The sequence below is a fragment of the Paenibacillus qinlingensis genome (assembly GCF_031455095.1).
Classification (GTDB): Bacteria; Bacillota; Bacilli; order Paenibacillales; family NBRC-103111; genus Paenibacillus_E; species Paenibacillus_E qinlingensis_A.
Genome location: NZ_JAVDSB010000001.1, coordinates 413,027 through 434,702, shown reverse-complemented (window position 1 = coordinate 434,702; position 21,676 = coordinate 413,027). Strand labels below are relative to the sequence as shown.

Sequence of the window (21,676 nt, the reverse complement as noted above, 5' to 3'; positions counted from 1 at the left end):
TGTTCTAGCTAAATAAGAAGCGCCCCTACGCATTCGAGATATTGTGCCTATTTACGGCTGTTGTAACGTGTTAGCGCAGTTTGCTTAAGTATAAGCGCTTTATCAATTTTCATGTTTTTCAACTGTTGCACGTATTTATCGTAATTCGTAAGAGGCTCAGAACCCATGATAAATTTCAAAACCATTTCATCTCTGTACGTCTCCACCTCAGCCATAATCGCTGATAGTTCTTGAACTTCATCATTCGTATGAGATACGCGTGGGAAACGAGTTTTATTAATATTTTTCACATACTTATTGAAAATATCTACCGCTTGCTTCTGTTGATCGAACTTATAATATTGTTCTGTGTAACGATCGTCACCGACAAATCCTGGTGCTGGTGTAGACACACGCAGGTATTTCGACATAGCTTCGCCGACAGACAGCTTCTCTGGATTGTTTACAATTAAATCCGTATATTTCGGGAATTTGTTCTCCGATTTAAACGTGACACCTTCTACACCGAACGATTTCAAAATATTGCCTTCGTCAGAATATAAATAATCTAACCATTTGGCTGTTTGCGCTGCGTTCTTGTTCGAAGGTGTAATCGCCGCACTGCCATCACCACGATACTCGAAAGCAGCTACGAAAACATTCGGCTCTTGCCCCTTTTGCAGAACAGGATGTTGCAGTGGGACTAAGTCAAAGGTTTTATCGTTCGCTGGAATGGCATTCAGATACTTGCCCATGCCACTGCCGATAAAAGCGATGAATGCGCCTGACCCTGCATTTGTAATTTTACTGTCTTTCGCTTTTGCATCTTGTGTAGCGAAATCCACATCTAATAAGCCTTCTTTATACCAAGCATTCATCTGAGTTAAATATTGCTTATAGGACTGCTCGACAGGACCATATTTGACCTTGCCATTGTCGAGATAGAAGCTGTTGCTGATCCCATAAGCACCGATAAACCTATCCGCTTTCAACTCGTCACGTGTTACGGTAAGTGGTGTTTTAACACCTTTCTTTTCTTTGAAAGCTCGAAGCACCGTCGTCCATTCATCCATTGTTTCTGGCGTTTGCAGGTTAAGCTCTTTCAACCAATCCTTCCGCATGACGAATCCGCTGCTCACATCCGAATGTCCAACGCCAATCGCCGGGAAGGAATAGATGGCACCTGAATCCGTGCTTATATCTTTTTTCAAATCGGGGTGCTCTGCCAAATACTTCTTCAAATTCGGTGCATTCTTATCAATCAGATCGTTCAGAGGAATAATGACCTTATCCGCGATAGCCTTCTCTGGACCACCTGGGTACGTGGTGAAATTGTATTCAATCACATCAGGCAGATTACCGGAAGCAATCAATAAGTTAAACTGCTCTTTCTCACTGCCAATCGCAGGATGTTGAAAGTCAACTTTCACACTTGTTTTCTTCTCTAATTCCTTATAGAACATATTCTCACTATAATTCTTCATGACACGTGCTGAATCCGTCGGTAAGCCAACCCAATACGACAGCTTAATAGGAGCTGTTGATGCTGCTGGTGCCGATGAACCTCCAGGCGCCGTAGATCCCGCAGGTGCTGCCGAGTTGTCAACCGAAGATGGCGTAGAACCGCAACCTGTTACGAGACTAGCTGAGATTGCAAAGACCGAAGCAACTTTAACGGCAGTTAAACTTTTCATAAGTTTCAATGATCTGACCTCCTTATAATGTATCCCAAGTGCCCCCCACTTTATTGGCTTGTGTTCCGTGGATTGACCTTAGTATACCGAGGGCTTATCTGTCGTGACAATCTGTAAATCATGAGATGGCTTCGCATTTGATGACGATGTCATGAGATGCAAAGTCAAAGCATGAGATGCACATAATGAAAAGCACAAAGAGGAGTTGCCGAAGCAACCCCCTTCCTTACTCAATCTTATCTGCGATTAATACGCATATCGCACTAATTCCGTGTGCCCACCAGGCAGCACGTAGTACAAATTCTCATACTCATCTGCGGCTAGGAAATAGGCACCGCTGGAGCTAATCACGGTGACAGCCTTCGTGGAACGATTAATCTTGAACAGGTAGGTTCCACGGATGGTACCATACACGTAGTTCGGATCCTTCGAAACGGTAAGCAAGGTGGCATCTACCCACGTACCCTCGCCATTGTAATCCACATCCGCAAACTTCTCTTGGAAATAATCAAATGTATTTGTTGTAGGATTAAAGATAAACAAATATCCTTCGGCCATGCCCCAAATTTTACCGTCCACTGTATGCATCCCCGTGATGCCTGTCAACTCGGAAACAGGGAGTGTGTATTCCCCGCTTTTCGTTGCGGTCGCCACATCATAGACGAAGAGCTTCGCCTGAGTTTGCGTTGGCGCTAGACCATTGCCCCCTTTAATGGACGTCCCTCCGTAGACTTTGCCATTATAATAGGCTAGTGCGGTGACACTTTGGTCGGTGACAATGTCTTTTTTCAACGTGCGCGTATTGGTAGCCGGATCATAAATCGTCAAACCACCCTTCAAACTGCCATACTCAGCTACGTTGCCCATGAATATTTTACCGCCGCCACTTATCATCTCAACCGGCCGATCCATACCATCGCTCTTTTGATCAAATACGAGGGTCGGATTCGTACTTGACCAGCTAAGGGCTGGGTTGAACTTCCACAGCTTCGCACTTCCGTACGAGGCGAAATACGTATACCCATTTAACGCTAAAAAGCTGTACGTTTGAAAAGGAGCTGCATAGTTTTCATCGGGATATCCCTCGTTCGCGTCTCCACGCATCGGCGTATATCTGCCAATACCGCCATCCAAGTACCCACCGGCGTATATCTTACCATCGGATCCGCCGCCAATTTGATTAATGATCGTCGTAAGCTCCGGCATGCCACTCACATACGCGATACTCGTATTTCCGGTTTGCAGATTGTATTTGAACAGACTCATGCGACCATCCTTTGACCCATACACCACAAGCGAATCTCCCGGGAAATTCGTCTGGTCAGCCAACTGTACCCAGCCGTATTTATTAGCTCCTAGATCTGCTGTAACTCCAAGATTCGTAGAAGTCTTTGCGACAAGGTCATAGGAATACAGTTGAGCACCAGAAACATAGTACACCTTGCCATTAAGAGCTGGAGAAGGCAGAGCAGGCAACGTTGCATCTAGGGTTGCGTTCCCACTCGCATCAATACTCATCGCAAGCACGGTCCCGCTCGGACGCAGTCCAGCAAACAACTTGCCGCCAGTGAAATTCAATTCGTAGACGAACGTCTCACTCGCGTAAGCAGCGGGCAATATATTCGTTTTCGCACCTGTCGTGTTGTCGAAACGCACTAAGTTGCCGTTCGTCCCTGTCCCGATATAGGTGACATTCGAAGCCGCATCGTAAGCCAAACTGCGCACATATTCTTCAGAAGGCCAGATGGGCTTCGTATTAATCATGGAGAAACCGACACTCGGCTCGTATTTGAAAAAGCCTGCATCCCCGAAGCCGCCGCCATATATCTTTCCACCTGTTCCGGCCGTTACCGCATAGATATTCTCACCGCCTGTATACGATAAGCCGAGGTCAGTTACCGAGGTAGAACCCGGTGTATAGCGATAGACGTGTCCATTCGAATACGCACCAAAATATATTTTGCCATCGGTCGCCGTAGTCGCCCCCCAAGCTCCCAATGCACCTGGAAGCGGATAATTAGCAACCACCGCATTCGTATCCGCATCAATGATTGACATCATCGCGTCACTTCCTGCTGAACCTGATCCAACGGTATAAATCTTATCTTGGCTCGTGCTAATGCCAAAAGTCGAACCAAGCGTTGACGTATGCACGACTTGATTACCCAACGATGTAAATTCTTTTGTGATTAAGACATCATCCCAATAAGCCGTTGATACAGAACCGATTCCCGAATAGAGCAGTACGGAAACCTTCGTTGTATTAGCCGGAGCCGTATATTTCACCTGCGTTGTCGTCCATTGATTCGTAGGCGCAGCCACATTTACGATGCCGTTTCCAATAACGGTACCGCTGCTATTCCAAAATCGCAGATACATGTCAACGTTTCCGCTTGTGAGAAATACTTTGGCATAAGCCAAGTAAGTCGTTCCCGCTGTCGCATCAAACTTCACACTCTCAAGCCCCAGATTAGCCGTCGTGCTGGTATCGACGATCTTGGCACTTTGCGTACCTGTATACGCTTGCTCTGTACTTGCCGTTATACCTGTAGTCCCATACGCTTGCGTCCAGCTGGATGTCCCGCTTTCAAAGCTGTAGTTCGTAATCAACATATCGGCTGCAGAAGCCGAGAACACCGTGCTAACTAATGATACGATAAAGAGCAAAACAATGGCTGCGCTTACCTTTCGTTTCATCCTTCATTACCTCCTTTTGGTAATTGAAATGCATAACCATGTTAGTCCTGATACCTGACAGGCTCATCTTGGTGATGTGGACAACGAACAGTGGCATCCCCCCTTTCAAGTAGACAATCCTTTATTCCCTTGCATATTGGAGAAAAAGCCGGCAATCTTCCCTTGAAATTCGGCATACCTCGACCTCATAACCAGCCAAATCCCAAGCCTGTTCATCCGGTATGTAACCGATATATCCATTGGCGTAGCCAATGATGAGTTGATTGTTCATTGTGGCTGCCCGGGCATAGCTCGAAAAGATCTCACCAGGAACTAACCACAACCGCATACCGCCTAGTTCAATCCACTGCTGGTAACCAACCAGCCATTCCCCTGTTCGTTGGTCTAGCAGTCGAGGACTTTCATCCCGCAAGAACGTATAGCGGGACAGCGAAGGAATTGGACGGCTTGTTTGCAAACTCCCGACCAGATGATTCCCCATTCGCTCTGCTTCGACCGAATCTGATCCTTGTCGCGTAAATCTCGTAGAGATATCCCCAGCAGCACCGTTGGCATACAAAAAGACGCTGCCCTTATAGGTCTCTTCCAAAGCGGCAACTGCCACGCCTGGAAAATCGCCTGAGATTACCGATTCTTCCCATCCAATCACGGTTGGATGGCAGCTAAAATGAAGAAGCCCGCCAAGCGTTTCATTCGAATAGGGGTCTGACACGCGTAACCAGTAAACCACCGACTCCGCCTCTGCCAAGGCATCCCGTCGATTGGAAGCAAAGTCGTTGCACGTAGCAACAGACCATTGCATCGTCGCTTCACGCCTACTAGCCAACGACTGCTCTATGCCTAGCACGATAAGAGAGACTAGTTCTTGCCTATAAGCCGTTGGGATATGTGTCATATCCTCCGTCCATAATCCTTTGTGCAGTACATCGGGAATCCCATCAATCGCCGAGTGTGTATGCGTAGCAATTAAACTAATTTGCTGTGGGTGCATACCGAAACGCTCAACCCCAATCGCACAAACTTCCTCACGAAGCGCATGATCAATACCAAGCAAATCCAAGGAAATGAAAGCAAACTGCGTTCCTTCCGACTCCCCAGTCATACAACGTGCATATAGCGGTGTATGAAGGTTGTCAGCTTCGCGTTTCCGATGTTCATAGCCCCCAAGCGTAACTGGGAGCGATGGTGTGATCTCTATTTTGGCAAACCCTATTCGCATCGCACATCTCCTAACGCCTGTTTCGCCAGCCTAACAGCCCCATAGACAGGAGTATGTTTGGGAGGTATCAAGCGTTCTGCCCATGAGCCAAGGTAATGTTCAAGCGGCCGCAGTATGCTGCCTCCCATTTGAAAAACGCCACCCGCATAAGACAATGGAGGGGGAACTGACCAATGAGATTGTGCAAGAAGCCGTAGATAATGGACAGCCAATTGTTTAGCCGCATGATCAAGAATGCGCAGCGAAACCGGATCGTTCTTCTGTGCACATATCCCGACTTCTTGGGCAAGAGCAGCAATCTGCTTCCTCGACATCTCGCCATATACTTTTTCTATCAAACTCTCTTCACTCTCAAAAGATAACCGTTGTTGGAGAACCCCCGTTAACAGGGTCGACTCTCCTCTGCCATCCAAATCCATAGCGACCGCCTGCAACGCATCTCGCCCAATAGCATATCCGCTTCCTTCATCGCCGAAAATCGGACCAAAGCCTCCACAGCGTCTGAGTATACCTGCTTCATCCAATGCATACGCCACAGACCCGGTACCCGCTACGACAATGACGCCTGGCGACCCATCCAATGCACCGATTAAAGCGATGCGTCCATCCGCAACCCCTTGAATCTGAGCTTGAGGAAAGAAGTCCGCTATCAGCTTCACCTCCCAATCCTGCTCATCTTCTCTAACCATAGAAGCTGAGCCTAGACATATAGACGCGAGACAACCCTGGTTGCTTGCCAGCCAATGTTTTATTTCCTTCATTATTTCTTGCAAATTAGCTTGAGAAACCACGCTGTCATCCGTCAACGCATTCATTCCACCGCTGATAAAGCGTTTCGTTTCACCCGTCTTTACTTCTACGAGCAACGCTTCTGTCTTGGAGCCTCCGCCATCAATACCTGCTACAAAGGCTTTCAACAATCCTCACTCCCTCCGGAAGGAGGGTTATTCCTCAACTGAGCGTTGTGTGCATCACCTTTGGCTACGTTCGCACTCACATAGACTGGCGGTACAAGGCCCTGAGCCAAACAATTCTTAACCGTTTGAACGATGATCGCATTTAAAATAAAAGCTCCGATAATCGTGGACGTTGGTCCAATGTACTGCTGCATCTCTTCCACATAGACGGAAGCATCGCCAACGACACCGCAGTTATCAATGACAATATTGGCAATCTCATAGCAGCGTAATTGACTAGAGTGTCTAGGTAATCCCTGCATGGATTGCTTCAAATTGGTAATAGCAATCACAGTTGCCCCTCGCTCTTTGGCACCGAGCGCCATTTCAACAGGAACGGCATTGATCCCTGAGTTGGAGGATAGAATAAGTACATCCCCCTGAGATACCTGGTAGGTATCTAATAAAACAGCCGCATAGCCTTCCAGCCTTTCGAGCTTCGTGCTTTTGACCCCACCTTCGTGCAGCATGAGGCCGCTCTCCAGAATAGGAATGATATCTTTAAGTCCACCCGCGCGATAAAAAGCTTCCTCTGCGATCATATGCGAATGACCCGTACCAAAAACAAAGATGTGACGCCCGGCTACCAGCGTATTCGCCAGCACCTCGGAAGCACGCTGCATGGATTCGATCTGAGACTGCATGACGGTGGATAGCATGTTTTGTACATTGGACAGAAAAGTTTCCATCGTTTTGCAATCCTCCTCTTTAAACACTCACCATACCGACGCCGACTTTTTTGTAACAATCATACCCATATCTCTTAACGATGGAATCGTTGGGTACTTGTGAGTTCGCAGGGGTAAACGGTACACAAATGACCGCCTCAGGTATTGCGCCTTTTATGATAAGCTCACCATCATCACCAAATCCCTGAATGACCGCCAAGCGTCTCTTCCGCTCCCAGGCATTAATCTCTGCACTTGTCATCGTAACAAAACCGCGCTTCAACGCTTCGCTAATTACCTGACGGAATGAATCCCGAACAAGTGGCTGCGCTTCAATGTGCAGTTGATGAACGAGGAAGTGAGCGACCCCTCGCACGCTAGCTACTTCATCTAGAAACGGCGTTATAATCGAGCTATCAGCCCAACCTTTCAAGTCCATATCTTGTGTAAGAAAGCCCAGCTCCAGCACATTGTAGAACCGATTCTGATCCTGACTCCACGCGATTGGAAAATACGGATGACAGGTGCCAAATGCAAAGCCAACATTACCAGGCTTGCTCGGACCACGCGTTTGGTCCAGTTCGATCCCATGCTTTTCACACCATTCGAACAACTCGCCCCAACCTTCGAAGCGCGTATAGTGATTTTTATTCGTAACAACGGACGACAGCTTAGCGGATCGCTTCAGAAGTTGCAACTGCCTGTCGAATTCAGGCTCGTTCCACGTCTTCCCCGCTAATGCGTGTTCGCTTCGTTGTGAATCCAGCGCATTGTAATGAAAAGCGAGCTCATGCCCCTCCTCTTTGATTAGACGATATACCTCGTCGGAATATCCCGGCTCCAACATACACCACGTTGAGCGCACGCCTAATTCCTTTAATAATTCTAAGGCAGCGACTGCTTGTGTATCGAGATTCCCATCACTATCATGAGAAATCGTGAGTACTTGGTCAATTCCATCTGGCCATATATCCACAAAAGGCAGCGTCTTCCCCATCGCCAACGCTGAACCAATTAATCGCGAGATCACGGCTTCTCGCCATAGATCCCCGTATGGCTTAGCGAAATACTTGCCGCCCGTTTCAGTGGATTGTCGATCATACTCCCAGTCAAGCGTACATCCGTCGTCCGCTTTCAAAATACCTTCGTCCACATTGCCTGTGCCATCTGCAGCTGGTACGCCATCACCGAGAATAGGCTCCTCGCCTTGCTGAAGGCTGACGACTGTTTTGGAAACATCAACAGCCCATCGTTCAATTGTTCCTTCACCGATCGTGAATTGCAGAAACAGATCACCAGCCTCTTTTCCATCCGGCGTATAAGACATAATCGAGCCACTTACTTCTGTCAGCGAATCCGCATTTACGACCGTCCATGGATTCGCACCGATAAATCGCAGCAGCTCATCCTCACCCCTTTGCGCGTTCGACAAGCCCACATTGGCATATCCTGCTCCCAAATAGGGGGATCGCAGACAACCTAATCGTCTGGCCCATTTATTCAGTCCGCCAAAGGAGATTAATCTCCCTCCGCCAGCTACATATTGCCAGATGACTTCATCATAGGGTTGCACTTCTTCATCCAAATAGGTTTCAATGAGCATATCATATACAGCAAGCGACTTCGTCGACGTGACTTGCACCCATTCATAGGGAATCCCTGCATGGGAAAGGATCTCTGCCATATAGCTGCCCCAGCAGTTAAGTCCATAGCTTCGTCTGCGTTGAGCAGCAGAGTCATCCTGGAGGATACCTAGCCTCACCATGTTCATCTATGTTTTCCCTCCTAATAAATCCCCTGTTCGCCGTATTTCTTAGCAATTCGATTTGCACCGAGTACAAGAATACAGCCGATTACACCTTTAAACACACCTACAACCGTAGCAAAGCTATAATTCGATTGGTCAATTCCTTTGTAGTACACATACGTATCCAAGACTTCCGCAATCTCTTTATTGTAGGCACTCCGCATCAAGAACAGCTGTTCAAAGCCACTATCCATGACATGACCTAATCGTATAATTAATAAAATAATAATCGTACTTCGAATACCTGGTAAGGTGACATGCCATATTTTGCGCCAACGATTTGCACCATCCATGGTCGAGGCTTCATACAAATCCGGGTTAATGCCAGCTAGTGCAGCAAGAAACAAAATTGTGCCCCAGCCTACCTCTTTCCAAATCACTTGCAGAACAATCAGTGGTCGGAAGAAATGCGGGTTCGAAAGAAAACCGACTGGCTCCGTTTGATGAAAATACACTTCTAAGAAATTATTAATTAGCCCTTCGCCACGCAAGAAAATGATGAAGATCCCCACAACAAATACCCAAGACAAAAAGTGCGGCAGGTAAACAACCGTTTGTACAAATCGTTTAAACAGTTCATTCCGAAGCTCATTTAACATCAGCGCTAGCAAGATAGGCGCAGGAAAGGCGAACGCAATCTGCATGAAGGAAAGCACTAACGTGTTCCACATGACCCTGGACAGTTCACTTTCAGCAAATAAGGCACGAAACTGATCGAACCCTACCCAGGGACTCTTCATGAAACCTAGGAAAGGACTATACTCCTGAAAAGCAATCGCAATGCCTGCCATAGGCAAATACTTATAAATGACAAAATACAAGATGCCGGGCATAGCAAGCAGGAAGAGATACCGGTCTTTATACAGTCTCCTGCGCAATGATGGAGTCAACTGAGATATCCCTCCCTATCGCGTTCGTGCTTTTGAATCTGTACAAGACATCTCCGACAGCAAAATAAATATCGCCGTTCGATGCACGGGCAGCCGCTCTTACTGGACCTGGGAGCCCCTCTTTTCTCACCACCTGCGTCGTCCGTTCATCGAACCATATGGCTTCATGCCCGACAAAGGCCAGCATCGTGCCCTCACCCGCTTGCAATAGCCAGCTGCAAGGCTCAGCAGTTGCTATACGTTTCGCAACTTGCATCGTGTTAGGATCAAAAAGATGTAGGGATGACCCCGCTTGAATAAACACATAGGAGTCGCCAACTGCAATGGCATGACCCATCTGCTCCTCTTCTGGGAACGCAACTTGATGTACGAGTCCAACACCTGGCTGCCAGACCCCGAATCCACAAGCTGCTTGACGAATAGGAAGTCCACTGGCACCGCCATTCGTTTTCAGATACACATAACGATTATCAGCCGCCACTCCGCAAACTTGCTGTCCATTGTTCAGTGGTTCACGCCATATGTGTACATGCTCCGTGTCTGGATCCATACGGCTCAGCGCACCGCCGTATTGCCCGTATTTGGCGGACCATCCTGTCCAGATGCCGCCATCTGGACCTAGCACACTGCGTCCCTCCGGCCTGATGTAATCTGGCGAAGCCGCTTGCAACATTTTGGGATTACGATTATTTAATTGATCCCAAGGCTGCTCAGGCCGATAAATAATATGATCGCCACCAACATAAGCAGATAAATACAATTGCTCTCCTAGAGCAACCATCCCGTACACCTCACCGCCAGCATTGCAGACTGTCGCTGAGTTCCAGGCTTCATCACTCACCGGATCATACCGGAAGATGGTTTGACCAAATCCGCTGGATCCCCACACCTGATTCTTAGCGTCTACCAGTAATGTGAATATGCGAGTCGGAGATGGATCAGACGGTATTCTTTGTAAAATAGGAACGTCCGAAAGCTGCTCTAGGATAAAATAGTCCTGACCACGAACACCGGCATACCTTCCATTCGCCAGTGCAATGATGGAGCAGTCTTGACCATTAGGCAGTGTAATTGCCTTCACGCTCAGATACTGTGGATCTAGGTCCGGTATACGCTGGAAAGTGACTGCGTCATACCAAATCTGTTCTGTTCCTTTTTCTAAACAAATGAATGAGCTGTTCGCTTCCCGAACCGTAAATCCAGGCGCATCGATGGCGTGAAACTCCTCTTTTTCCATATCGTACGCCTTTAGGAATGACTCACTGAAACCACCAGCTACGAAAATTGTACCTGGTAAACCGCCATAGACTGGACGGCTGTAATGATTATCCAGGTTCTCTGATACCCTGCCTTGATTAAGCAATTCATGCGTTCGTGGATCATATCGCAGCAAGCTGCAACCCGGCCAACTTCCACCATACACATACCCATCTGAACCTAGCGTCATATCCCAAAAATACTTCTCATCTGGATCCGAGAGCGGAGGTGCCCATTCTCGCGTTACCAAGTCCAAACAGTGGAGATAAGCATGATTCGGACAGGTGCCCACGACTAGCTTTTGATCAAACCAATTCACAAGCCCCCACGCGCCTTCATCTCCCGGCAATGGAAGAACTTCATACGCGTGACTTTCCGTATCAATGAGAATTAGAGAGCCGGTTCCCCCAGCCACAAAGTTGGAAAGAACCAGCTTTTCCCTCCCATCCAGTGGATCGATCATGACTGTTTTAGCCAAAATATTAAAGTTTCTACAAGGACGACCCAGGTATTTATACACGGCTAGCCCTCCCCCATGTTAATGTTCGCAAGTGCGACACGCACTTTAGCTTATTGCCATGCTTCTTTTGCGTCCTTAATTTTAATACCCGCATTCATTTCCGTGATGATGGCTTCGCCGCCTTTGGTTTTCCATTCTTCGACTACTTTACTCCAGTCTGCAACGGGACGAACACCAGCAATCATTTTGGATTGCTCATCGAGTAGGAATTTCTTTAGTTCTGCACCTTTGGAAATTTCTGTTTGGGAAATGACCGCGTAATTCGGGCTTTGGTAGAATTTTAATTGTGTATACTGTTTGGCGATCGCCGCAGTCAGTTCTTTCAGTTGAGGAAGTTTATACATGGCTGGATAGTCTACATCGGTATCTTTGGACGGAACCATTACACCATCAAGTAGATACGTTGCAGGCACAAGCCCTTGCGTGATAGATGCTGGCTTCGCAACGCCAATGCCATCGGTAAGATCATATCCCTCACCAAGTCCACCATATAAGAAATCAAAATCCTTATTTTTATCGTTCTTTTGCTCATTCGGATAGAAGTTACGGGAGAAGTCCACCATACTTAGGATACGTTTAACCTTGTCGGGATCTTTGCCCGCTTGTGCGGAAATAACGGTCATATTGGAGAAGCCACGACTTGCTGTGAAGCCTTTCGAGCCATCTGGTGCGGTAAAAGCATCTAATGGGAGGAACTGTGCTTTCGGTTCAATTTTCAAAAGACCATCCATATACTGCTCCGACATTCCGCGTGGACTACCAATGAAAATACCCGCCTTGCCTGAATAAAATTCTTTATTCGTCGCTGCCCAATCCAGTGTAATGAAGTCCTTCGTCATTGCACCTTCCTTATAAAGGTCAGAAAACCACTGAATCATGTCCTTCCGCGCGTTCGAGACAATGCCCGGAATGAAGCGGTTTTTATCGTCTTTATGGTACCAAGCATCGGGATCCCAATACGCTCCCATCGGAATCGGCCAGTTGATGTCCTTACCAATGGCAAGCCCGTAGGTATCGTTTTTACCGTTTTTGTCCGGATCATTCTTGGTAAAAGCAAGCGCAACTTGCTTAAGCTCCTCATAGTTTGTCGGTGCTTTTAAACCTAAGCTGTCTAACCAGTCTTTACGCACGACAACGGTAAAACCGAATTTGGGATTATAACCGGGTATCGCGTAGACTTTGCCATTTACTCGGAACTGATCCCAGACATAGTCAGGAACAAGTTTCAAGGATTGATAACTCTTTATGTAGTCATCTAGGGCTAGAAATGCGCCTTGCTTCGCAAATTTACTGTATTTATCGGTTAGTTCAGCTGAAGGCAGCAAGGTTGCATCCGGAAGACTGCCTGATGCTAAGGTGACATTTAATTTCTCCGTGTAGGATCCGCCTGGCACTAATGCCGCTTGATAATCCACATTAAACTTCTCGTTAATTTTTTGGACGGCTTTGCCATTTTGTGGTGGGACATCGCCATTAATGGACTTCATCGTTGTAATGGTGATTTTCTTGGCTGTTTCCGCCGTAGGTGCGGGAATATTGGATGCGGGGGTAGCACCGGTCGGTGACGAAGAGGTCGTTGGCGTAGAGTTGGAGGAACAGGCAGCTACTGCAAGCGATACACTTGAAGCCATTAACACGACAAAAAACTTTTTACGATTCATTGGTCACGTCCCCTTTTTAGTTATCACGTGTGAATACATGCCCTTTCTTACTGAGACGACATGCTGCTATCCCTTAACGGATCCGAGCATAACACCTTTTGCAAAATGCTTTTGTAGAAACGGGTATACAAGCAAGATCGGCAGTGTAGCAACCAAAATTGCTGCCATTTGAATCGTCTCGGGCGGCGGCGGGTTTTCAACCATCGCGAGGTCCATACCCGTTAAAGCTTTGGAATCACTTTGTACAACAAGTTGACGTAGGATAACCTGAATAGGCCAATAAAAAGGATTGTTTATGTAGAGGATGCCTGTGAAGTAGTTGTTCCAATGGGTGACTGCGTAGAATAAGCAAAATGCGGCTAAAGCTGGTTTTGAAAGTGGTAATACGATTTTGCGGAAAATCGTCAGATCATTAGCGCCATCAATGACGGCCGCCTCATTCAATTCGTTCGGAATGTTCAGAAAAAACTGACGTACGACAATAAGATTAAACGGAGCGATGGCAACTGGCAGAATTAACGCCCAAATGGAGTCCAAAAGTCCAGTTGCTTTTACGACCAGATACGTTGGAATAATGCCTGCAGAGAATAATAATGTGATGAGGATGAGGAACAGCATTAACTTCTGCCCATACATGTTTCTTGTTAACGCGTAAGCAAATGTGCAGGTAAACAATAAATTAACAAATGTTCCCAGGATGGTAACGAGAATTGTGATCCACATGGCATGAATAAAGGTACTGGAACCTAGAATATAGCGATAAGCATCCAAGACCCATACACGTGGAAAGAGCAGTACTTCACTATGCAAATATTGTTCCAGTGTCGTGAATGAAACGGAGAAGATGTAGATAAACGGAAATAACATCGTCACCGAGATCACGACCAGCAGCCAAACGTTTATCCCGTCGAAAATTCGGCTCGACATCGGACGTTTCATGTAATCCCCCTTCCGATTTACATGTAATTTATATTTGTGTTGTCACTATATAAATTACATGACTTCATCTACCGTGTCAACAACAAAATAAATCGGATATAAACTGCAATGTGCATAATTATGTAAGAATATCCGTTAATCGCTGATTCAACGTTGCTTCATCTTCCAGCATGGACCAATTGAGCTGTGCGGCTTCCATTATTTTATCCAGCTTCTCGGAGGACAGCCCCATCTCCTTGAGCGATGTGTACGTAGGCACAATATCCCGATACATCGTATAGCGGCTGAAAGCCATGTCTGCTCCCTCTAATTCTGCTGCGCTGCGGAGGGCCGGAATGCTTGTTGTACACAGCCTTAAACCGACTTGGGAGTCATACGAAGTGAAGAATTGGGCAAGCAGTGCGGCTTCGTCCTTATTCTGCGAACGATTGGCTATGGCAATGCCAAGCGTAATTAGAAGTGTCTTCGCTTCTTTCCCACGTGGAATGGGTGCAATATCGAAGTCAATGTCTTGCAGATTTAACAATCGATTGAGATGGAAATAGGACGTAATAATCATCGACAGCTTCCCTTGCGCAAATAAAGCTTCCGGTGTTAAAGGTAACGGCGCATTCGCTAAGAAATGAGGAAACAACATGGGACCATCTAAGACACGTCGATAGTCGTTAAGCCCATCTTTAATTTGCTCCACACACTGTGGAATAGATCCTTCATGATCACGCGGCGCTTCGACGCCATTTTGCATCAAGAATAAAGGCCAACGGTTGCGCGACCTTGTGTAAAAATAGAAGCCATACTTCGTATTCGGTTGTGTCAGTAGCTTCGCGTGCTCCGCGAGATCAGACCATGTCCAGCTTGAATCTGGCATAGCAAGGGACATCTCTCGAAAGTGCGATTTATTATAGCAAAGCACCAACGGTGAAAACGAAAATGGCGAAGCATATAAGTGTTCATTCTGACTAAAGCTTTGTGCTAGCATGCGATATTGCCCCTCTAGTGGCAGGGTTGGTGCAAAGTACGCGGCTGCATCTTGCTCCGCTGTTAAACTATAGAAAACGGAATCACTTAACAACGCGACATCGACTTGCCCCTCCTGCAATCCTGAACGCAGATAGGAGGTGTAGTCGCCTCCACTTTCAGCAATGCGAACAATTTCAATGTGAGGATATAGTGCCTCAAATTGATCCAGCAGCGAAGAGATTTGAACCGATTCTTCTAAGTCAGCTGGATAAACAAATCGAATATGACATTTTTGTTGTTTGAACTGCTCAATGACCTGATTGCCGACAGAAGGTATTTTCGTGATATACCCTTCCTCCACTAGGGTTTGCAGCCCTTTACGAACAGAAAGATTGCTCAAATCGAACTTCCTAGACAAATCTATTTCACTGGGCAAAAAATCACCAGCTTGCAGTGTACCCTGTATGATTTCTTTGCGAAGTGTTCCTACCATCTCATTTAATCGCTCTCTGAATGACTTACGTCCTTTAACCAAGATGACCTCTCCTCACACCAATTTATATCCAGTTTAAATTAACCAATTATTGTGTATTATTCTACCATGCACATGATTGATTGTACATCAGTAGTCATCAATTTCCCTGTAAAGAAAAAAACAGAGCCCGTTACCTCACGGAACTCTGTTTTGTGCATGGCTATTGGAGATTCCATGTATGACTACATACTCACTGTCTTTATCGATTGCTTGATGGGAGAACTTTCCAACCATGGAGAATCTGCTGACAATACATATTCGGAGCGATGAATTTCATCTAATGCTGCAAGGAGCTTGCCTTTCTCTGGTGCCTTCATCGTAAAACAAAGTTGCATAGTTGGCGTCTCAAGGCTATTACCTGTGATTTCAATATCCGGCATCATTTTCATCTTCATGATTTGAATGCCTTGGTCCCCTAACGCGGAAGCAATCTTGCCAAGAACACCTGGATGATCTATCACTTTAACAGTAATCTCATGTACGCGACGATTTCTTAGTAGATGCTTCTCCCATTTGTTCAATAAAAGCAAGCTAACTAAAGCCAAGAAGGTGCATAGCACAGCCACGAAGTAAAATCCGGCTCCGACACATAAACCAACAGCCGCAACCACCCACACCGAAGCAGCCGTGGTGAGTCCACTAACTACGGAACCATTGCGTAAAATCGCGCCCGCACCAAGAAAGCCAATACCGCTAATGACTTGCGCAGCGAGTCTTGCTGGATCCGCACGCACATTCGATTCATTAACGAATTCCGAGAACCCATAAATGGACAGAAGCATGATTGTGGTAGAACCCAAACAAACCAGTATATGCGTGCGAAACCCGGCGGCATGGTTACTCCACTCCCGTTCCAAACCAATTAATCCCCCAAGCACAGTCGCTGCCAACATTCGAATTAATAGATCTAGGTGAGAAATATGCCAAACACTAGAAATATCAGCCATCGTTTTCCCCCTCCTTTGGTTATACTCCTTAATCTGCAATGAGATATGTGAAACAGTGCCCCTGATGCATAAGCGCCAGGGGCAGGGTGTGCCGAGTTATTCGGTTAGCGACTTCAAATAATGCCGTGCTTTTTCTGCGTATATCAGTGGGTTCGCAATTTCCGGATTTTGTTCCGCTTCCACAATGATCCAGCCTGCATAATGACGTTTTTTCAATTCTTCAAAAATGGGTTTAAAATCAATACAACCATCCCCAGGCACGGTAAACACGCCTCTGCGCACACCTTCACGGAAACGGTATCCATCTAGGAGATGTTGTTCCAATACCTGTTCACGGACGTCTTTTAAATGAATATAAGCGATCCGATCATAGTAAGTTTGCAAAATATAAAGCGGATCGCAGCCGCCATAATACGCGTGGCCCGAATCGAAGAGCAGATAAACTAACGTTGGGTCTGTCATTTCCATTAAGCGAGCAATTTGTTCACCGGTTTCAACGACAGTCTCACCATGGAAATGGTACACAAGCTTCATGCCGTTGTCTTTACAGTACTGACCTGCCTTGTGCAAGCCTTCTACCATAAATCCCCACTGGTCCTCCGTTAGAGGCGTGATACTGACCTTGTTATTCGCGGGATCCTCTATCTTATTACTCGATTCACACGTGACGACATATTGACAACCCATGGCTTTCAGAAAGTCTGCATGTGCCCGAAACGCTTCCATCTCCGCCTCATGTCGAGACGGATCACTGAAATGAACGGATCTCCACTGTGAAGTGAGGACCATATCTTTACTTGCTAGTAGTTGTTTGAGCGCATCGACATCGCGTGGAAATTTGCGGCAAAACTCCGTGCCTTCGAAACCGAGGCTCGCCATTTCAGTCAGCACTTGCTCAGCTGTAAAGTGGTGCCCATATTCTTTGATATCTTCATTCACCCAATTGATGGCGGAAATGCCGTATTGAACCTTCACGTCGATACCCTCCTAAACATCCTAGCTACTCACTTATCTAAATAAATAGGGTTTGTAAGCGCAGCCATTAACGTCATGTCTACTTCTTCAAAATGTCGCCAAACTTCCGCTCTTATAAAGGTTGTCCCCTGGATTTCAAATTGAAAGGCAAGTCTGCCAGCTTCCGTCACTTCAATTTCCTTTTCCAAACCACGATTACTGATTAGTTTCACCGTATCCCCGATGAGCAGATCCTCTGCTTGGAAAGCAACTTCGTTGATTGACTCTCCTGCTGGTACAACATCTCCCACCATATAGGTGCCGCAATTCAACTCTACGAAAGGTCCCTGCGGCGCATACGTGATACACACATGACCCAAGTCGATCGCACGCAGAATGCCATCAACGGTTTTTTCAGAAGCATACACCCATGTACACGGCATTGCATGTTTCACGTACGGATCTGGGCGATGTGTATCACTTCCACCAACAGCTACAAGTCTTCTGCCAGAGACGAGTTGATCATGCCACCATTGCACGGCTCTCGCATTTCGATCGGCAAACGGCCCGTTCCACACTTCGACCCAATCGTGATCCACATTGAAATCCCATTCCCATGGGCAAAATTCGCAATGCGGGTGATTGATGACGATTTTGGCACCATTTGCACGCGCTTCGGCAATCTTAGCTTCGACGTCTCCCTGCTCTTTCACTCGAAAATCAAGGATGGGATCGGCGACGCCAAGAAAATTACTATGCCCGAAGTTCGTCGTAAACTCCATGCCGGGAATCATGAGCACATTTGTATTGCGTGGATACGTCATGTTTTGACTAACCGCATTATGATCCGTCATGGCAATGAAATCGCACCCAAGTTCCTCCATAATGGCCGCGTTCTCCTCAATTGTATACGTGCCGTCACTATTCACGCTGTGCGTGTGCAGATCGCCTTTGAGCCAACGTGGTGTTTTATACAGAAATTCGATGGTGACGTGAACCGAACAGCCTTCACTCGGAACTTTATAGGCGTTATGCAATACCGCCCAGTCGCCTGGCGTTAAATCACCTGACGTATAGCCAGGCGTTGCCTTTTCCAAGCCCACTTGGAACTGTTTGCGCGCACCGCCACTCCAGCCTCTCACTCGCTTCGAATCCCTCAAGCCCAAGTCAATAACAGCTCTCTGCTCACTATGAGATTCAATCGTATACGTTACTACTAGTTCCTCTACATGCTCTGGCATTTCAAATGGCACTTCGATATAAGCGCTTTGCTCCGCATGAGCAATTTCGCGCGTGATCGTCATAACTGAACGATTTCTTTCCTCAGGTTTCATCGCTTATCTCCTTGATTGACGGCATTTTAGGTGATGTTCACAGCTGCAATAATGGGGTAATGATCAGAAGGGTAGCCCCCTTCAATTTGCCTTCTATCAACAATCGTATCCAGCAATTCTATTTCAGGTGAGACGAAGATATAATCGATCGGGGCTTCATCTGCACCGCCGTTGAAATCGTGCGCAGTTCGACCAATAGGTCCTTCAAGAAGGGAATAAGCATCCTTTAACCAGCCTTGGGGTCCTGTCTTCTGCGACTTCCCGCTTAAATAACGAATTGTCGCGTTGCTTGGATGACTATTCATGTCTCCCATTAGAATAACTGGTAAGGGCCCAGCAGCTTGATGCCTAGATATATAATTCCAAATCACCTTTGCACCGTTTTCCCTTGCTTCTTGACTGCGATGATCCAGATGCGTATTGTACACGACAAAAGCTTTATGGCTGATCTTATCTTGGAATCGAACCCAGGTACACATTCTAGGGAACATGCTGTCCCAGCATTTTGTTGCTACAACGTCTGGTGTATCCGATAGCCAGAAATGTCCCTCTTCCAGCACCTCAAGCTGGTCTTTTTTATAAAAAATAGCATTATGCTCATCCTCATGTTCGCCAAAGCGTCCCGTACCAATCCAATTGTAGGCTGGCAGCTCTTCATGGAGCTCCGTTAGCATCTCATAATAGCCCTCTTGTGTGCCGAAGAGAATGGGATCATGTTCTTGGATGGTTTGAGCCACACGTTTAATACGATAAGGCCATGCATTGGCCCCATCTTTCGGCTCGTTGTATCGTAAATTGAAAGTCATGACCTTCCCTAACATCGCATTGCACCTCTTTTTTTAACTATTCTTTGACTGATCCTAGCATGATGCCGTGAATAAAGTATTTTTGCAGGAACGGGTAGAGAATTAGAATCGGTACCATCGATACTACGATCTTGGCCGCATTGAGTGTTTTATCCGATACCTTCATTAATAATTCCAATTTGGAGGAATCCAGTTCGAGCATGGCGTTCTGACTAACAACGAGCTGCTGAATATACGTCTGCAACGGATAAAATTCTGCGCTGCGCATAAAAATCATCCCGTCAAAGAACGCATTCCAGTGACCCACAATACTGAATAACGTAACCGTTGCCATAGCGGGCAATGACAGTGGCAGATAGACGCGAATCATCATGTACCAAGGTCCTGCCCCATCCATATAACCAGCTTCACTGAGTTCTTTCGGCAAGTTACGGAAGAAGTTCATTAACAAAATGACGTTGAACACTGGGACTGCACCTGGCAGAACAAGCGCCCAGATTGTATTAAACATCCCTAAAGATTTAATCGTTAAATATAAAGGAATAATCCCACCGCTGAATAACATCGTGAATAACATAAACCACATATACAAAGTCCGATGCGGAAACTCTTTATTGCTTCTAGACAAAGGATAGGCCATCATGACAGTCAAAATGAAGTTAATTCCACCGCCAAGCAATACCCGTTTGACAGATACTAGAAAAGCATTGAAAAAGTGAGGCTCTTCCAGAATTTTACGATAAGACTCCAAAGTAAATCCCACAGGCCAGAACTTGACGAGGCCGCCTGCCGCTGCTGCATTATCGCTAAATGAGACAGAGAATACGTGTACAACAGGAGCAAGCGACATGAATGAGATGATAAGCATAACTAAGACGAGTATGGCTTCGGCTACCTGAGCGGATATTGTTTTACTACGTACCATAAGTATTCACCTGCTTCATTAGAAAATTCTGTAATTAGCGTATTTATAAGCAATTTTGTAAGAGAGGATAATGAGTATGAACCCAATCATCGATTTCAATAGGCCGACAGCTGTCGCTAAGCCATATTGTGCTTGCACAAGTCCAACCCGGTACACATACGTATCGATAATATCGCCTGATTTGTAGACAAGCGGATTATACAAATTAAAGATTTGATCAAACCCTGCATTCAGAATATTTCCTATGCTCAAAGTAGCCAACAACACGACGGTTGGTACTAAGCTTGGCAAAGTGACATACCATAACTGCTTTAATCGCGTAGCCCCATCCATTTCAGCCGCTTCATACAGCGAGGGATTAATGCCCGCTAAAGCCGCTAAATAAATGATGGCAGCGAATCCAAATTCCTTCCAAATATCTGAACTAACGACAATCGTAGGAAACCAACTGTTTTTCGCTAAGAACATAATCGGTTCGATACCAAACATTTTCAACGTGCTATTGATGATGCCATCCAACGACAACATATCCATGACAACACCAGCTAAGATTACCCAAGAAATAAAGTGAGGGAGGTAAACAACCGTCTGTACCCATCTTTTAAAAATATGAAAGCGAATCTCATTCAGCAATATGGCAAATGTGAGCGGAACAATGAGATGTGCAATAATTTTACACACAGCGATAAATACGGTATTAAAGAAAATCGTTTTGCTGTCTTCCAACTCGAACATGTACGTGAAATTTTCGAACCCAATCCAGGGCGAATCCCAGATACCCAAACCAATCTTAAAGTTTTGGAACGCAATGGCGACCCCGAACATCGGAATGAGGTGAAAAATAATAAGAAGCACAATTCCCGGTAAGAGCATCAAATGATAGTGCTTATAAAATGATCGAATATTCATTAGTCATACACCTCTAGTT

General features: G+C 46.2%; 17 protein-coding genes. All 17 read right to left on the bottom strand.

Going from position 1 to position 21,676, the window contains the following annotated elements; translation table 11 throughout:
* Window positions 1-47: 47 nt before the first annotated feature.
* The 17 genes from J2736_RS01820 to J2736_RS01740 all read right to left on the bottom strand — a co-directional run bounded on the left by J2736_RS01820 (window position 48) and on the right by J2736_RS01740 (window position 21,657).
* Entirely contained in the window at window positions 48-1,673 is a 1,626-nt protein-coding gene (locus J2736_RS01820) for a type 2 periplasmic-binding domain-containing protein (RefSeq protein WP_310225155.1), read from the bottom strand.
* 246 nt (window positions 1,674-1,919) lie between these two features.
* Window positions 1,920-4,370: a carbohydrate binding domain-containing protein gene (locus J2736_RS01815; RefSeq protein WP_310222955.1), complete on the bottom strand. Its 2,451-nt coding sequence runs from the start codon at window positions 4,368-4,370 to the stop codon at window positions 1,920-1,922.
* Between the two features lie 121 nt (window positions 4,371-4,491).
* Window positions 4,492-5,589, bottom strand: a complete 1,098-nt coding sequence (locus tag J2736_RS01810; RefSeq protein WP_310222953.1) for a neutral/alkaline non-lysosomal ceramidase N-terminal domain-containing protein — start codon at window positions 5,587-5,589, stop codon at window positions 4,492-4,494.
* Entirely contained in the window at window positions 5,580-6,509 is a 930-nt protein-coding gene (locus tag J2736_RS01805) for an N-acetylglucosamine kinase (protein WP_310222951.1), read from the bottom strand. Before J2736_RS01805 ends, J2736_RS01810 begins: the two co-directional genes overlap by 10 nt.
* Complete coding sequence (locus J2736_RS01800; RefSeq protein ID WP_310222949.1) at window positions 6,503-7,234, bottom strand: SIS domain-containing protein; 732 nt, start codon at window positions 7,232-7,234, stop codon at window positions 6,503-6,505. Before J2736_RS01800 ends, J2736_RS01805 begins: the two co-directional genes overlap by 7 nt.
* A 19-nt stretch (window positions 7,235-7,253) precedes the next feature.
* Entirely contained in the window at window positions 7,254-8,984 is a 1,731-nt protein-coding gene (locus tag J2736_RS01795; RefSeq protein WP_310222947.1) for a polysaccharide deacetylase family protein, read from the bottom strand.
* Between the two features lie 14 nt (window positions 8,985-8,998).
* Complete coding sequence (locus tag J2736_RS01790) at window positions 8,999-9,853, bottom strand: ABC transporter permease (RefSeq protein ID WP_310225153.1); 855 nt, start codon at window positions 9,851-9,853, stop codon at window positions 8,999-9,001.
* A 25-nt stretch (window positions 9,854-9,878) separates the two neighbouring features.
* Complete coding sequence (locus J2736_RS01785) at window positions 9,879-11,687, bottom strand: hypothetical protein (protein WP_310222946.1); 1,809 nt, start codon at window positions 11,685-11,687, stop codon at window positions 9,879-9,881.
* A gap of 50 nt (window positions 11,688-11,737) precedes the next feature.
* Window positions 11,738-13,348: a type 2 periplasmic-binding domain-containing protein gene (locus tag J2736_RS01780; protein WP_310222944.1), complete on the bottom strand. Its 1,611-nt coding sequence runs from the start codon at window positions 13,346-13,348 to the stop codon at window positions 11,738-11,740.
* A gap of 66 nt (window positions 13,349-13,414) precedes the next feature.
* The gene (locus tag J2736_RS01775; protein WP_310222942.1) at window positions 13,415-14,287 is read right to left on the bottom strand and encodes a carbohydrate ABC transporter permease; all 873 of its coding nucleotides are present in this window, start codon (window positions 14,285-14,287) and stop codon (window positions 13,415-13,417) included.
* A 118-nt stretch (window positions 14,288-14,405) separates the two neighbouring features.
* On the bottom strand, window positions 14,406-15,782 hold the full coding sequence (locus tag J2736_RS01770) for an extracellular solute-binding protein (RefSeq protein WP_310222939.1): 1,377 nt from the start codon (window positions 15,780-15,782) through the stop codon (window positions 14,406-14,408).
* A 182-nt stretch (window positions 15,783-15,964) separates the two neighbouring features.
* Window positions 15,965-16,729 (bottom strand): MgtC/SapB family protein, encoded by a 765-nt coding sequence (locus J2736_RS01765; protein ID WP_310222937.1) that lies wholly within the window; start codon window positions 16,727-16,729, stop codon window positions 15,965-15,967.
* A 96-nt stretch (window positions 16,730-16,825) separates the two neighbouring features.
* The gene (gene iolE / locus J2736_RS01760) at window positions 16,826-17,704 is read right to left on the bottom strand and encodes a myo-inosose-2 dehydratase (protein WP_310222935.1); all 879 of its coding nucleotides are present in this window, start codon (window positions 17,702-17,704) and stop codon (window positions 16,826-16,828) included.
* Between the two features lie 29 nt (window positions 17,705-17,733).
* Window positions 17,734-19,017, bottom strand: a complete 1,284-nt coding sequence (locus J2736_RS01755; protein WP_310222933.1) for a CehA/McbA family metallohydrolase — start codon at window positions 19,015-19,017, stop codon at window positions 17,734-17,736.
* A 26-nt stretch (window positions 19,018-19,043) separates the two neighbouring features.
* A complete protein-coding gene (locus tag J2736_RS01750; protein ID WP_310222930.1) occupies window positions 19,044-19,823 on the bottom strand; it encodes an endonuclease/exonuclease/phosphatase family protein in 780 nt (259 codons plus the stop codon).
* Window positions 19,824-19,860: 37 nt separating this feature from the next.
* Entirely contained in the window at window positions 19,861-20,748 is an 888-nt protein-coding gene (locus J2736_RS01745) for a carbohydrate ABC transporter permease (protein WP_310222928.1), read from the bottom strand.
* Window positions 20,749-20,766: 18 nt separating this feature from the next.
* The gene (locus tag J2736_RS01740; protein WP_310222926.1) at window positions 20,767-21,657 is read right to left on the bottom strand and encodes an ABC transporter permease; all 891 of its coding nucleotides are present in this window, start codon (window positions 21,655-21,657) and stop codon (window positions 20,767-20,769) included.
* Window positions 21,658-21,676: the final 19 nt, after the last annotated feature.

Excerpts from the sequence above, each read along its gene's own strand:
- J2736_RS01820 (WP_310225155.1), bottom strand. The coding sequence starts at position 1,673 with ATGAAAAGTTTAACTGCCGTTAAAGTTGCTTCGGTCTTTGCAATCTCA.
- J2736_RS01815 (WP_310222955.1), bottom strand. The coding sequence starts at position 4,370 with ATGAAACGAAAGGTAAGCGCAGCCATTGTTTTGCTCTTTATCGTATCA.
- J2736_RS01810 (WP_310222953.1), bottom strand. The coding sequence starts at position 5,589 with ATGCGAATAGGGTTTGCCAAAATAGAGATCACACCATCGCTCCCAGTT.
- J2736_RS01800 (WP_310222949.1), bottom strand. The coding sequence starts at position 7,234 with ATGGAAACTTTTCTGTCCAATGTACAAAACATGCTATCCACCGTCATG.
- J2736_RS01795 (WP_310222947.1), bottom strand. The coding sequence starts at position 8,984 with ATGAACATGGTGAGGCTAGGTATCCTCCAGGATGACTCTGCTGCTCAA.
- J2736_RS01790 (WP_310225153.1), bottom strand. The coding sequence starts at position 9,853 with ATGCCCGGCATCTTGTATTTTGTCATTTATAAGTATTTGCCTATGGCA.
- J2736_RS01780 (WP_310222944.1), bottom strand. The coding sequence starts at position 13,348 with ATGAATCGTAAAAAGTTTTTTGTCGTGTTAATGGCTTCAAGTGTATCG.
- J2736_RS01775 (WP_310222942.1), bottom strand. The coding sequence starts at position 14,287 with ATGAAACGTCCGATGTCGAGCCGAATTTTCGACGGGATAAACGTTTGG.
- J2736_RS01765 (WP_310222937.1), bottom strand. The coding sequence starts at position 16,729 with ATGGCTGATATTTCTAGTGTTTGGCATATTTCTCACCTAGATCTATTA.
- J2736_RS01755 (WP_310222933.1), bottom strand. The coding sequence starts at position 19,017 with ATGAAACCTGAGGAAAGAAATCGTTCAGTTATGACGATCACGCGCGAA.
- J2736_RS01750 (WP_310222930.1), bottom strand. The coding sequence starts at position 19,823 with ATGACTTTCAATTTACGATACAACGAGCCGAAAGATGGGGCCAATGCA.
- J2736_RS01745 (WP_310222928.1), bottom strand. The coding sequence starts at position 20,748 with ATGGTACGTAGTAAAACAATATCCGCTCAGGTAGCCGAAGCCATACTC.
- J2736_RS01740 (WP_310222926.1), bottom strand. The coding sequence starts at position 21,657 with ATGAATATTCGATCATTTTATAAGCACTATCATTTGATGCTCTTACCG.